The sequence below is a fragment of the Cobetia crustatorum genome (assembly GCF_000591415.1).
In the GTDB taxonomy this organism is placed as follows: domain Bacteria; phylum Pseudomonadota; class Gammaproteobacteria; order Pseudomonadales; family Halomonadaceae; genus Cobetia; species Cobetia crustatorum.
The window spans coordinates 1-13,895 of record NZ_JEMF01000019.1 but is presented as its reverse complement, the minus strand read 5'-3'; the positions used below and the strand labels follow the sequence as shown (position 1 = coordinate 13,895).

The following is a 13,895-nucleotide window of genomic DNA, read 5'->3' as shown; positions in this document are numbered from 1 at the left end:
AATTCTGATCGTGGTGCTGGTATGCGCCGTATCCGTCGTATCCACTTCGTGGGCATCGGCGGTGTGGGCATGTGTGGTATTGCCGAGGTGCTTGGTAACATGGGGTATGAGGTCAGTGGTAGTGACCTTAAGGAATCTTCAGTCACGGCACACCTGCGTGACTGCGGCGTGCGTGTTGCCATTGGTCATGCTGCCGTCAATGCCGAGGGTAGTGACGTTGTGGTGGTATCGACGGCTGTCGATACCACCAACCCTGAAGTTGCGTGGGCGCGCGAGCACCGCATCCCTGTCGTGCGTCGTGCCGAGATGCTGGCTGAGCTAATGCGCTTCCGTCAGGGTATTGCTATTGCCGGGACTCACGGCAAGACCACCACCACCAGCCTGACGGCGACACTGCTCGCCGAAGGCGGGATGGATCCGACCTTCGTGATCGGTGGCAGGCTGACCAGTGCCGGCACCAATGCGCGTCTCGGTGAAGGTGAGTACCTAGTGGCAGAAGCGGATGAATCCGATGCTTCCTTCCTGCATCTTCAGCCACTGATCTCTGTCGTCACCAATGTCGATGCCGATCATATGGCGACCTACGAAGGCGACTTCAATCGCCTCAAGGACACCTTCATCGAATTCCTGCACAACCTGCCGTTTTATGGCCTGGCGGTGTTGTGCATTGATGATGCGAATCTTCGCGAGCTGTTGCCGCGCGTACAACGTCAGTTCGTGACCTATGGTTTCAGTGACGATGCCGACTATCGCATCAGCAACTTCCGCCAGGGTGGCGGACAGCTGAGCTTCACGGCACTGCGTCCGGAAGGGCATGCGCCACTGGAGATCACGTTGGCGATGCCCGGCGAGCACAATGCCCTCAATGCGCTGGCGGCTATCGCGGTTGCGACCGATGTTGGCGTCAGCGATGAGGCGATCGCGCGCGCGCTGGCCAGCTTCGCCGGTGTCGGTCGTCGCTTCCAGGTACATGGTGAGTTTGCTGCGCCCAATGGTGAGCAGGGCGTCATGTTGGTAGATGACTACGGACACCATCCGCGTGAAGTCGAAATGGTGATTCGCGCCGTGCGTGCTGGTTGGCCGGATCGTCGCCTGGTGATGGCGTATCAGCCGCACCGTTATTCACGTACCCATGACCTCTACGAGGATTTCGTGCGTGTGCTTTCCGAGGTCGATACTCTGCTACTGCTGGATGTCTACAGTGCGGGTGAAGCCATGATCCCCGGGGCCGATGGTCGCTCGCTCGCGGGTTCTATCCGTCAGCGTGGTCAGGTTGATCCGCTGTTCGTCGAGCACAAGCGTGCATTGCCTGAACTGCTCAATAACGTCCTGCGCCCCGGTGATATTCTGATCACGCAGGGGGCGGGTGATGTGGGTGGTATCGCGCTCGCACTGGCTGGTGCTGACCTGAAACTTTCTGAGGTGGTGCTATGAGCGAGCAAACCTCTATGTCTTTTCGTGGCGAAACACGCGGGAAAAGCACAGTCATACCAGAGCAGGCGGTGCGTTACGGTCGCGTTGTCGTGCTGTTTGGTGGGATGAGCGCTGAGCGTGAAGTCTCTCTGAAAAGCGGTGCTGCCGTGCTCGCTGCACTGGAAGGTGCAGGTCTCGATGTTCAGGGCTATGACATGGCTGGTGGGCTTGCAGGGCTTGAGGCCTTGCGGCCAGACCGAGTCTTCATTGCCATGCACGGTCGAGGTGGTGAAGATGGCACCCTGCAGGGCGCATTGGAACTACTCGGTATCCCCTATACCGGCAGTGGCGTGATGGCGTCGGCGCTGGGTATGGACAAACTACGCACCAAGAAACTGTGGGACGCTGAAGGCCTACCGACACCACGTTCCTGCCAGCTGGCAGCCGATACTGATTGGCAAGTCGTGCTCGATACACTAGGCGCCCCTGTGGTGGTCAAACCGGTTCATGAAGGCTCCACGCTGGGCATTCATATCGTCGAGGATGCCTCGGCGTTGGAAGCTGCGTGGCGTGATGCCAGCCAGTTCGATGCGGTGGTGATGGCAGAACGCTTCATCAAAGGGCCCGAGTACACCGTCTCTATTCTTGATGACGTGGCTCTGCCAGCGATCTGTATTGAAGCGGATAGTGGTTTTTATGATTACGACGCTAAATACATAGCTAACACCACACGCTATCTGTTGCCCTGTGGCCTTTCCGCAGAACGGGAAGCTGCGTTGGCTGAGTTGTCCCTCAAGGCGTTTTCTTCGCTAGGCTGTGAAGGCTGGGGACGTGTGGATGTAATGCAGGATGCTGAGGGTGCTTTTTGGCTACTTGAGGTGAATACCTCGCCAGGTATGACAGACCACAGTCTGGTGCCGCAGTCAGCTGCATATATTGGCCTCGATTTTGCTGCACTCGTGTTGCGTATTCTTGATACGACTCTGACCGAGCGCGCTGGCGCTGATGTGTCAGATTGCTTGCCGAGCGGTCATTGATTCATGGCCTCACGTAGCTCTGCCGGCACTCTATTCGGTCTGGTGCTAGGCTTGGCCCTGATGGTGGCGGGTGGCCAAGCCCTGTGGACATGGCTGGATCGACCTATTGAACGTGTCACCATCAAGGGTGACTTCGAACACGTCAGTGCTGCCTATCTGCAGCGCCACATTGCACCGTTGATTCGTGGTCAAAGCTGGCTTTCTGTGCCATTGGGTGATGTTCGACAGCGCGCATTGACGATTGATTGGCTCAGTGAGGTCAGTATTTCCCGTCGCTGGCCGGATACACTCGAATTTGAGCTGTTTGAGCAGCAGCCAGTCGCCTATTGGAATGATGGTGAATTGCTTAACGTTCGTGGTGAAGCGTTCAAGGCAGGCCCTGTCACTCGCTTGGGGAATTTGCCGAATTTGGCAGGTCCACAAGGCAGTGGTTCAGAGGTTCTGGCTGAGATGGATGCTCTGCAGAGCCAGCTCGGTGGGCTTGGGCTCAATGTTTCCCAGTTACGACTGGAGCCTCGCGGTGCATGGCGTTTTCAAGTCAATGACACTGTCTGGGTAATGTTAGGACGTAATGATCGAGAGGCGAGGTTGGCGCGCTTCATGGCCGCTTGGCAGCGCCGTTTGAGTGATGAGGCGTCGCAAATTCGCTACATAGATCTGCGTTACCCTAATGGCGTAGCAGTGGCATGGCATGGCGAGACAACAGCACTCGAAAATGGGCAAGAGGGTTGAAGAAAATGGCGACACCTGTTTTTAGGGGCTTTTAAGGCGCAGTATTAGTGAAATGAAGTTTTCGCCAGTTTCATTTAAGTACAATCCCGCCTATTCTAGCGGGGTTTTGTGCCACCCTGTATATTTGGCTGGTATGCCTGAACTTGCTCCTCCTATACTGAGGAGCTGAATCACCTCATCGGGTTAAACGGAACGTAAACTCGATTCGGGTAGTGTTGAGGTGATATGCCGCCTACCGATCGCACCATTATTTTTATGACGAACCAGAATCAAGGAGCTGGCCCGACCTATGGCAGGACATTCCAAATCACAGGATATGGTGGTCGGGCTGGACATCGGAACCTCCAAGGTGGTCGCGATCGTGGGCCAGCCCACCGATGATGGCGGCATTGAAATTGCTGGTATTGGCTCGCATCCTTCTCGCGGCATGAAGAAGGGTGTCGTGATTAATATCGAGTCAACTGTGCAGTCGATTCAGCGTGCGGTAGAAGAAGCCGAGCTGATGGCCGGGTGTGATATTCACTCGGTATATGTCGGCATTGCTGGCAGCCATATCAGCTCGATGAACTCCGATGGCGTAGTGGCAATCAAGGACCGTGAGGTCACGCCGTCAGATATCGAACGTGTGATCGACTCTGCTCGCGCACGAGCAATTTCTGAAGGTCAGCGCATTCTTCACGTGCTGCCACAGGAATATGCCATCGACCGGCAGGAAGGTATTCGTGAGCCGTTGGGCATGTCCGGGGTGCGCCTTGAGGCGCGCGTTCACCTGGTCACAGCGGCACTGAATGCTGTGCAGAACATCGAGAAATGTGTGCGTCGATGTGGTCTTGAAGTCGACGACATCATTCTGGAACAACTCGCCTCAAGTCATGCAGTACTGACTGAGGATGAGCGTGAATTAGGTGTGTGCATGGTCGATATCGGAGGAGGGACTACTGATATCGCGGTGTTTACCGAAGGAGCCATTCGACATACGGCAGTGATCCCCATCGCAGGGGATCAAGTGACCAATGATATTGCCATGGCTCTGCGCACACCGACTCAGTACGCTGAAGAAATCAAGGTCAAGTACGCCTGTGCTCTGACCCAGTTGGCGTCCAGTGATGAGACGATCAAGGTGCCCAGTGTTGGTGATCGACCGGCCCGAGATCTGTCTCGCCAGGCGTTGGCAGAAGTGGTTGAGCCCAGGTACGAGGAACTCTTCACTCTGATCCGCGATGAGCTACGTCGTAGTGGCTATGAGGATCTCGTGGCAGCCGGTGTAGTACTAACAGGCGGCACGTCACGCATGGAAGGTGTCGTGGAGCTGGCGGAAGAGATCTTCCACATGCCAGTACGCATAGCCTGCCCGCAAAATGTACGTGGACTGGCCGATGTGGTCCGCAATCCAATTTATTCTACGGGTGTAGGTTTGCTACATTATGGAATGAAGCAGGAACGGCATACGCCATCGTCGACTACGGTCGCGGTGCGCAGAGAGGAATCTGCCGCGCGACGCGTTCACGGCCACGAGCACGACATCTCCACGCTGGAGCGGATCAAGGGCTGGTTCAAGGGAAATTTCTGACAGGGATTACAGAAAGACTGTGATCCAGGAGACAGGGCATATGTTCGAACTGGTAGATAACGCACCCTCCAGCAGCGCGGTCATCAAGGTGATCGGTGTTGGCGGCGGCGGCGGTAACGCCGTCAATCACATGGTCGAGAGCAACATCGAAGGCGTCGAGTTCATCTGCGCCAACACCGATGCTCAGGCGCTCAAGCGCGTGGCCGCCAAGACTATCCTTCAGCTGGGCAGCGAAATCACTAAAGGACTTGGCGCTGGCGCCAACCCGGAAGTGGGTCGTCAGGCCGCGATGGAAGACCGAGAGCGTATCGTCGAGCTACTGCAAGGCGCTGATATGGTCTTCATCACTGCTGGCATGGGTGGCGGTACCGGTACCGGTGGCGCACCTGTCGTTGCACAGGTTGCCAAGGAACTCGGCATCCTTACCGTTGCTGTCGTCACGCGTCCGTTCCCGTTTGAAGGGCCGCGTCGCCAGAAGGCTGCTGAGCAGGGCATGAAGGAGCTCTCCGAGCACGTCGACTCCTTGATCACCATCCCCAATGAGAAGCTGCTGTCAGTGCTGGGTAAAAGTGCCAGCCTGCTGAGTGCCTTCAGCGCAGCCAACGACGTTCTGCTGGGTGCCGTTCAGGGTATCGCTGAGCTGATCACCAGTCCGGGTATCATCAACGTCGATTTTGCCGATGTGCGTACTGTCATGTCCGAGATGGGCATGGCGATGATGGGCACCGGTGATGCAGTGGGTGAGAATCGTGCTCGCGAAGCCGCTGAGAAGGCCATTCGCAGTCCGCTGCTGGAAGACATCGATCTCCACGGTGCACGCGGTATCCTGGTCAACATCACGGCGGGCCCAGACCTGTCCATCGGCGAGTTCAATGATGTCGGTGCGACGGTTCAGGAATTCGCCTCTCCAGACGCTACCATCGTTGTCGGTACGTCCATCGATATGGACATGACCGATGTACTGCGCGTCACTGTCGTGGCAGCAGGTCTTGATGGTCGTGTCGAGAAGCCTGCCGCTCGCGAAACAGCGCCGGCCAAGCGGACTGTCGAGAAGCCTGCTGATTATCGCAGTCTGCAGACCCCGACTGTTACGCGCCAGGCCAAGGAAGATCAGGCAGCAGCTGCCAAGAAGTCAGAGCCACGCAAGAGTCGTGACATGGATGACTATCTTGATATACCGGCGTTCCTGCGTCGTCAAGCAGACTGAGTGCACTACGATGTCAGTGATATGTACTGACATCGCCAAGTGTTGGCTCACCTTGAGTCTTACTTCACCCATCCGGGGTTACTCGGATGGGTGAAGTCGTTTTCAGGGTAGGTAACCAGGTAAAAGAAGGGGCGTCACAGGTTACGTCGTGCCCAATAAAGGCTTGGCAGGTGCATCCAGTGGCACTCTTGCGCACGTAGGTTGGAAGAGCCCCAGAGTTCTTTCACAATGGTTGACGTTTTAAGGCAGTGAGAGTGAGAACTGTTTGGGGATTATGTGTTCATACTCAACATGGGGCTAGTAGGCGCTTCGTTTGGCCTGAATGGTGCTCTAAAAGCAATGTTGAATTTCCCTAGCAGCGGCAGGTGACAATTTGTTGAATACCTGCTTTGCTGTTATCATGAACACTGTTTCCAAATTCAGGCTGACTGGCTATCTACCTATGATTAGACAAAAAACACTTCAAAATACGATCCGCGCCACGGGCGTTGGTTTGCACTCTGGCGACAAGGTATATCTGACCTTGCGTCCGGCTCCGGTCAATACAGGTATCGTCTTCGTGCGTACCGATCTTGAACCGCATGCACACATCCGTGCAGACGCAATGAACGTACGTGATACCACCATGTGTACCGCCGTTTTCAATGGCGAAGCCAAGGTGACCACGGTCGAGCATCTGATGTCCGCCTTTGCTGGCCTCGGTATTGATAACTGCTTCGTCGAGTTGTCTGCACCGGAAGTGCCGATCATGGATGGCAGTGCTGGTCCGTTCGTCTTTCTGATCCAGTCCGCTGGTATTCAGGAGCAGTCCGCACTCAAGAAGTTCATTCGTATCAAGCGTGAAATTGAAGTGCGTGATGGAGACAAGGTCGCTACCTTTCTGCCGCACAACGGCTTCAAGGTTTCCTTCGCCATCGACTTTGACCACCCGGTATTCGAGCAGCAGAAGCAGACCACTACCGTCGACTTCTCCACCACGTCCTTCGTGAAGGAAGTGTCTCGTGCTCGTACCTTCGGTTTCATGCGTGATCTGGAGTTCCTGCGTTCTCAGAACCTGGCGCTGGGCGGCAGCCTGGATAACGCTATCGTCGTGGATGACTATCGTATCCTCAACGATGAAGGCCTTCGTTATGACGATGAGTTCGTCAAGCACAAGGTGTTGGACGCCATTGGCGACCTCTACCAGCTTGGCCATAGCCTGATCGGTGAATTCCGTGGCTACAAGTCAGGTCATGGCCTCAATAACCTGCTGTGCCGCGCACTGCTGGAAAATGCAGATAGCTACGAAATCGTGACGTTTGAAAATTCTGCCGCGATGCCGATCTCCTATGCATCTCCGGCACTCGCCGTCTGATTGCTTTAGCAATAGTCGCGCAACGAAATACTGTGACCTAGCCCGTCCAGCCTGAAAGTATTTCTCCAGCCTTGCCAGCCGGAGATTGGAAACGACAACAGCCGCGCCGCCCTTGAAGGGCGCGCGGCTGTTTGTATTAGGGATAAATGTTTGATTGACCGCTTTTCAGTCTCGGTCTGAGGTGTTCTGACGACATCTGATGCGGTCATGAGGCTACTTGCAGGCGTCCGTGTTGTTATCGGTGTCGCTGCTATCGGCGTCGTTACCCTCATCAATGCCTTGGCTATCGCTGGCGTGAGAAGCCAATCTTTGTAGTGCCTCACGCAGATGAGAATCTTCGGTATGCGAGGCACAATCCAGCAGATGCTCTGCGGCGGCTTCTGGTAGATGCCTAAGCTGTCTAGCAGGTACAAATGCGGGACGAACCGGCCTGACCTTGAATGTCAGACTGGAAAGCGTGGCCAGCTCGGGAAGTTCGCGCAGCACGCTGATCAGACGACGCTGTTCATAGCGTAACCAGGTGAGCCAAGTCGCACGATTAGTGATGAGAGACAGCTTGTCGTCATGATAGCCCCCCACAAAAACATGCTCACGCATGTCTTCCGGCAGAGATTCGCGCAAGCGTATCTGGGCCTGTTCGAGCATGCGTGCCTGACGCATGACGCTACCGAGCTGCCCTTTGCCGTTCAACAGGCGCGCCGCGGGCTGGGCGCGGAAACGCTTAGCCTTTATACTCATGGGCTTGCATGCCGGTTTAGTGATTTCCGGCAATCTATCATGAGCGGGAGTCTGGCAACAGCATGAGCCCTGTCGACACCACAGCACGCCCTCGCACGCTACCGGCTTCCGGTAGCGTCGCTTCGCGTCGTTGGTCGGTTCGTACGGCGCCGCGCTGGTTGCTGGCCAGTCTTCTGCTCAGCTGTTTGTTCCCTGCTGGTCTGAGCGTGGCCCAGGTCGAGCGCGTCAATCTGACGTTGGCCAGCATTCAACTGCTGGCGCCAGCAGTTATCCGCGCGGAAAGCCGTCGTCAGGGCCTACGCTCGCTGCGAAGGCTGGCGCGTCCTGTGCGGAAAAGTTGCCCTCGTTCACCCTGTCATCGCCGCTACTTCTCTGGTGTCTTTACGCTATTACGTGGTTTGGTCAGTGCTGCCTCACCACGTGCTCCGCCCGTCCTGTCCTGAAGCTTTCTGTCATGTGCCTGGCATTGTCAGTGCCAGTACTGCAGAAAATCATCATGGTAATTCCTTTCTTCGAGTTTGAGTTTCAATGCATTCTCCATCGCATTGATCTGTCTTTTGACGGCACTCCACTCGAGTTTCATGACATTTGAAGGCGTGGCTCTCCGATGAGTCGCGGATAAGGGCAGATAATGCTGGGTAAATTCCTGACCAAGGTAGTGGGCTCCAAGAATGATCGTGAGGTAAAGCGACTGCGCAAGCGAGTCAATGCGGTCAATGCCTTTGAGAGTGAGCTGGAACCCTTGTCGGATGAAGCGCTGACGGCCAAGACGGCTGAACTCCGTGAGCGACTTGCTAAAGGGGAAAGCCTCGAGAAGCTGCTGTCAGAAGCCTTTGCCGTGGTTCGTGAGGCCAGCAAGCGCGTCATGGGCATGCGCCACTTTGATACTCAGGTTGTTGGGGGTATGGCGCTGCATGAGGGCCGTATCGCGGAGATGAAAACCGGTGAGGGCAAGACGCTGGTCGGTACCTTGTCGGTCTACCTGAACGCATTGTCGGGCGAAGGCGTGCACGTGGTGACCGTCAATGACTATCTGGCTACGCGCGATGCCAACTGGATGCGTCCGTTGTACGAATTCCTCGGCATGAGTGTCGGTGTCATTTACTCGGGGCAGAACAACGAAGACAAACGAGCCGCTTATAAGGCGGACATCACCTACGGCACCAACAACGAGTACGGCTTCGATTATCTGCGCGATAACATGGCCTTCTCGTTGGAAGACAAGGTCCAGCGCACACTGCACTACGCCATCATCGATGAAGTCGATTCCATCTTGATCGATGAAGCACGTACGCCGCTGATCATCTCGGGCCCGGTGGAAGAGAATACCGACCTCTACAAGATCATCGATCGCATGGCGCGGGATCTCGAGCAGTGCAGCAACGAGGAAGACCCGGAAAGTGGTGACTTCACTCTCGACGAGAAGCAGAAGCAAGTCGAACTGACCGAGTTTGGTCACCAGAAGGTCGAGGCCTTGTTGCGCTCTCAGGAATTGCTGGGCGAGGAGGATTCTCTCTATGCAGCCCAGAACCTGAGCCTGCTGCACCACGTGCATTCTGCGTTGCGTGCTCAGAATCTGTTCGTTCGTGATGTGGATTACATCGTCGACAATGGCGAAGTGGTCATCGTTGATGAGCACACGGGCCGCACAATGGTCGGCCGTCGTTGGTCTGAGGGTCTGCATCAGGCTGTCGAAGCGAAAGAAGGCGTAGCGATCCAGAAGGAAAGCCAGACCTTGGCGTCGACGACCTTCCAGAACTACTTCCGCCTCTACGACAAGCTGTCCGGCATGACCGGCACGGCGGATACCGAAGCCTTCGAATTCCGTCAGATCTACAGCCTCGACGTGATGGTCATCCCGACCAACAAGCCCATCGCGCGCAAGGACATGAATGATCTGGTCTATCTGAGTGCGGAAGAAAAATTCAACGCCATCATCGAAGATGCCCGTGAAAAGGTCGGTGAAGGCCGTCCTGTGCTGGTCGGTACTGCCTCGGTTGAAACCTCTGAGTTACTGTCGCGCATGATGCATGAGGCTGGCGTTAAGCATCACGTTCTGAACGCCAAGCAACACGTCAGTGAGGCTGCAATCATCGCTCAGGCAGGTCGTCCGGGGGCGGTGACTATTGCCACCAACATGGCGGGTCGTGGTACCGATATCATGCTTGGCGGTAACTGGGAGGCCGAACTGGCAGCTCTGGAAGCGCCGACTGATGAGCAGGTCAACGAGATCAAGCATGGTTGGCAGGAGCGTCATGAAGCGGTGCTGGCAGCGGGTGGCCTGCATGTCATCGGCTCCGAGCGTCATGAATCACGTCGTATCGATAACCAGTTGCGTGGTCGTGCCGGTCGTCAGGGTGACCCGGGCTCCACGCGCTTCTTCCTGTCATTGGAAGATAGCCTGATGCGTCTGTTCGGTTCCGATCGTGTTCAGCGTCTGATGGGCGCACTGGGGCTCGAGAAGGGCGAAGCCATTGAGCACAAGATGGTGTCCAATGCGGTCGAACGCGCACAGAAGAAGGTTGAGGGTCGTAACTTCGACGTTCGTAAGCAACTGCTTGAGTACGATGATGTTGCCAATGATCAGCGCAGTGTCATCTACGAGCAACGTAACGATATTCTCGAGGCGGATGAGATTTCCGAGAACATCACGGGGATTCGCCGCGAAGTGCTGGATGACGCCATTTCCATGCGCGTGCCGCCACAAAGCCTGCCGGAACAATGGGATCTGCCGGGGCTGGAGAATGACCTCAAGACCGATTTCAATCTTGATCTGCCGCTATTGCAGTGGGCAGAAGAAGATGACCATTTCCATGAAGAAACCCTGCGCGAGCGTCTGCAGACGGCTCATGCCGAACTTTATGCCGCCAAGGTTGAGGCTGTCGGCCCTGAGCTGATGCGTCGCTTCGAGAAGCAGGTCATGCTTCAGGTGCTCGATACCCGCTGGAAGGAACACCTGCAGGCGATGGACAACCTGCGTCGTGGTATCCACCTGCGTGGTTATGCTCAGAAGAATCCGAAGCAGGAATACAAGCGCGAAGCCTTTGAGCAGTTCCAGACGCTGCTGGTCAATATCAAGGCCGATGTCGTGCGTATCCTGAGCCATGTTCAGGTGCGTCGCCAGGAAGAGGTCGACACGCTGGAAGAAGAGCGTCGTGCCCATCTTGAGCGTGAGCAGGCCAGTGCCGAGATGCTCCGTGTTGATGAAGATACGGTCAGCGAAGAGGGCATTGAAGCAGCCGAGCAGATCGTTGAAGCCCAATATGGTGCACAAGATAGCGAGGCTTCCCGTGACCAGGGGCAGGCAGAAGGTAGTAATGAACCGGTGCGCCGTGATGCCCCCAAGGTCGGCCGCAATGATCCATGCCCGTGTGGCTCGGGCAAGAAATACAAGCAGTGCCACGGCAAGCTGAGCTAAGCCCAACCAGGCGAAGTAGGGCGGCCAGGCGCATTCGTGGGTCAGCGTTGGTTGGCCCACGACAGAATGATGTAACAGGAAAATGTGACTGGAGACGTGAGCGATGGCGGTAGGGCATTCCACTTTTCCCGCCGATATGCCGGAAATTGCCGGCTTTCGGATCGGGGTTGCTGAAGCGGGTATCAAGAAGCTGGGCCGTCGCGACCTGGTTGTCATGGCGCTCGATGCTGGTTCTCGCCTTGCGGGCACCTTTACTCGTAATGCCTTTTGCGCAGCGCCAGTGCAGGTCGCGCGTGAGCACCTGAAAGCTAGTGTTGCTGGACCACGCTACCTCGTGGTCAATACCGGCAATGCCAATGCAGGCACTGGTCCACAGGGACTGCAGGATGCTTATGCCACCTGTGAGCAGTTTGCGGAAATTGCAGGCTGTGACTCACGGGCAGTACTGCCTTTCTCAACTGGCGTGATCGGTGAGCCGTTACCGATGGAGCGTTTGACTGCTGCATTACCAATGGCCTTCGAGGCACTAGGTCAGGGCGATTGGTCTGCTGCTGCACATGGCATCATGACGACCGATACGCGCCCTAAAGGTAGCTGGCGTGCAGTGACGCTTGCGAATGGTGAAGTCGTGACCATTGCCGGTGTCTCCAAGGGCTCTGGCATGATATGCCCCAACATGGCGACCATGCTGGGCTATGTGGCCACGGATGCTGATCTCGCTATTGAGCAGTCAGCGCTGGATGCCATGTTGCAGCGTGTCGTGGTCACCAGCTTCAACAGCATCACGGTTGATTCCGATACATCGACCAATGACGCCTGCATGCTGGCTGTCACGGGGCAGGGCTGTCGTGTTGAAGGTGATGACTTGTTGGCCTTCGAGGTTGCACTCGGTGACGTCATGCTCGAGTTGGCTCAGGCCATCATTCGAGATGGCGAAGGCGCGACCAAATTCGTCACCGTTGAAGTCAGCGAAGCTCGTTCGTTGGAGGAAGCGCGTGCCGTTGGCTTCACGGTCGCGCATTCGCCCCTTGTCAAGACGGCACTCTATGCCAGTGATGCCAATTGGGGCCGCATTCTTGCCGCCGTCGGACGTGCACCACTGGAAGACCTTGATGTTGATGGCGTGGCGATCACGCTCAATGGCATCAGCATTGTCGAACAAGGCGAACGTGCCGCCAGTTACACCGAAGCCGCCGGCAGCAAGGCGATGGCTGAAGAAGAGCTGGTCATCGCGATTCGTCTGGGACGTGGCCAGCAGAAGGCGCGTATCTGGACATCTGACTTGTCCCACGATTACGTCACGATCAACGCCGATTATCGTAGCTAGAGCGATGCATCATTAAGCAATAACGCAGCATCTCCCGCAGGCTCTGTCCTTCAAGGGCAGGGTCGGTTGTACAACGCGAGTCAAAGGTACAGGCATCATGCCGAAGCGAAGGGTTCATGTGGCGGCTGCCGCCATCTTAAACGAACAGGGCCAGGTCCTGATTGCGCGCCGTCCGGCGACGGTGGATCAAGGCGGTCTGTGGGAGTTTCCGGGTGGCAAGCTGGCGCCCTACGAAACTGGACTGGAAGCGCTCAAGCGTGAACTGTGCGAAGAGCTGGGTATCGAGATTACTCGCGCTCAGCCATTGATCCGCATTCATCATGAGTATCCGGATAAGCACATCTTGCTGGATGTGTGGGAGACCCGTCAGTTCAGTGGTGAACCGTTCGGGCGTGAAGGGCAGGCTGTGCGCTGGGTGGAGATAGCAGATCTCTACAATTATGCCTTCCCGGCTGCCAATCTACCTATCCTGCGGGCTGTCGCATTGCCGCGTGAGTACTTGATCACACCTGAAGAAGCAGATGAAGCGATTTTCGAGACACGCCTGATTCGTGCGTTGGATGAAGATGGCGTGCGTCTGGTTCAGTTGCGCGCCAAGGAACTCGATGAGGCGGCTTACATCGCACGGGCAGAGAAAGCGCTCGCTATCTGTCATGCACGCGGCGCACGTCTGTTGTTGAATGCAGAGCCTGCGATGCTGGATAAGGTCGATGCCGATGGCATCCATCTGACTAGCGTGCGATTGGCTGAACTTGCGGAGAAGGGCGAGCGCCCAATTCCGGATAACAAGTGGTTGTCGGCTTCTACGCATGATCAGCAGCAATTGGATCAGGCGGGGCAGGTTGTATGTGATTTTGTTTCTCTGTCACCGCTGCGGGTGACGCCTTCGCACCCAGAGCGTCCGCCATTGGGTTGGCATGACTTCCAGAGTCTGGTCGAGCAGGCCTGTATGCCGGTTTATGCGCTCGGAGGGATGTCGCGCCATGATAGTGATCACGCTCGCGCTGTCGGTGCTCAGGGTATTGCGTCGATCCGTGATTTCTGGAAATGAGCTTGATCCTCTGATCGATGCTGCTTGAAACAAAAAGACCGCCAAGGC

General features: G+C 56.2%; 11 protein-coding genes. 10 read left to right on the top strand and 1 reads right to left on the bottom strand.

Annotated features, from left to right (window positions below; translation table 11 throughout):
• Nucleotides 1–21 precede the first annotated feature (21 nt).
• From murC to lpxC, 6 genes are all read left to right on the top strand, one after another.
• Entirely contained in the window at nucleotides 22–1,434 is a 1,413-nt protein-coding gene (murC, locus tag BF12_RS0104875; RefSeq protein WP_051510757.1) for a UDP-N-acetylmuramate--L-alanine ligase, read from the top strand.
• 14 nt (nucleotides 1,435–1,448) lie between these two features.
• Nucleotides 1,449–2,450 carry a D-alanine--D-alanine ligase gene (locus BF12_RS0104870; protein WP_051510756.1) on the top strand — a complete coding sequence of 334 codons (1,002 nt, stop codon included), beginning with the start codon at nucleotides 1,449–1,451 and terminating at the stop codon, nucleotides 2,448–2,450.
• 3 nt (nucleotides 2,451–2,453) lie between these two features.
• Nucleotides 2,454–3,182: a cell division protein FtsQ/DivIB gene (locus BF12_RS0104865; RefSeq protein WP_024951300.1), complete on the top strand. Its 729-nt coding sequence runs from the start codon at nucleotides 2,454–2,456 to the stop codon at nucleotides 3,180–3,182.
• Between the two features lie 289 nt (nucleotides 3,183–3,471).
• Nucleotides 3,472–4,752 (top strand): cell division protein FtsA, encoded by a 1,281-nt coding sequence (gene ftsA / locus BF12_RS0104860; RefSeq protein WP_024951299.1) that lies wholly within the window; start codon nucleotides 3,472–3,474, stop codon nucleotides 4,750–4,752.
• 40 nt (nucleotides 4,753–4,792) lie between these two features.
• Nucleotides 4,793–5,959: a cell division protein FtsZ gene (gene ftsZ / locus BF12_RS0104855; protein ID WP_024951298.1), complete on the top strand. Its 1,167-nt coding sequence runs from the start codon at nucleotides 4,793–4,795 to the stop codon at nucleotides 5,957–5,959.
• A gap of 442 nt (nucleotides 5,960–6,401) precedes the next feature.
• The gene (gene lpxC / locus BF12_RS0104850; protein WP_024951297.1) at nucleotides 6,402–7,313 is read left to right on the top strand and encodes a UDP-3-O-acyl-N-acetylglucosamine deacetylase; all 912 of its coding nucleotides are present in this window, start codon (nucleotides 6,402–6,404) and stop codon (nucleotides 7,311–7,313) included.
• A gap of 213 nt (nucleotides 7,314–7,526) precedes the next feature.
• On the opposite strand, the gene BF12_RS0104845 is transcribed toward lpxC, so the two are convergent.
• A complete protein-coding gene (locus tag BF12_RS0104845; RefSeq protein ID WP_024951296.1) occupies nucleotides 7,527–8,051 on the bottom strand; it encodes a DUF721 domain-containing protein in 525 nt (174 codons plus the stop codon).
• 62 nt (nucleotides 8,052–8,113) lie between these two features.
• On the opposite strand from BF12_RS0104845, the gene BF12_RS0104840 reads away from it, so the two are divergent.
• From BF12_RS0104840 to BF12_RS0104820, 4 genes are all read left to right on the top strand, one after another.
• Complete coding sequence (locus BF12_RS0104840; RefSeq protein WP_024951295.1) at nucleotides 8,114–8,494, top strand: hypothetical protein; 381 nt, start codon at nucleotides 8,114–8,116, stop codon at nucleotides 8,492–8,494.
• A gap of 188 nt (nucleotides 8,495–8,682) precedes the next feature.
• Nucleotides 8,683–11,469 carry a preprotein translocase subunit SecA gene (gene secA / locus BF12_RS0104830; protein ID WP_024951294.1) on the top strand — a complete coding sequence of 929 codons (2,787 nt, stop codon included), beginning with the start codon at nucleotides 8,683–8,685 and terminating at the stop codon, nucleotides 11,467–11,469.
• Nucleotides 11,470–11,572: 103 nt separating this feature from the next.
• Nucleotides 11,573–12,796 carry a bifunctional glutamate N-acetyltransferase/amino-acid acetyltransferase ArgJ gene (argJ, locus tag BF12_RS0104825; RefSeq protein ID WP_024951293.1) on the top strand — a complete coding sequence of 408 codons (1,224 nt, stop codon included), beginning with the start codon at nucleotides 11,573–11,575 and terminating at the stop codon, nucleotides 12,794–12,796.
• A 97-nt stretch (nucleotides 12,797–12,893) separates the two neighbouring features.
• The gene (locus BF12_RS0104820; RefSeq protein WP_024951292.1) at nucleotides 12,894–13,847 is read left to right on the top strand and encodes a Nudix family hydrolase; all 954 of its coding nucleotides are present in this window, start codon (nucleotides 12,894–12,896) and stop codon (nucleotides 13,845–13,847) included.
• Nucleotides 13,848–13,895: the final 48 nt, after the last annotated feature.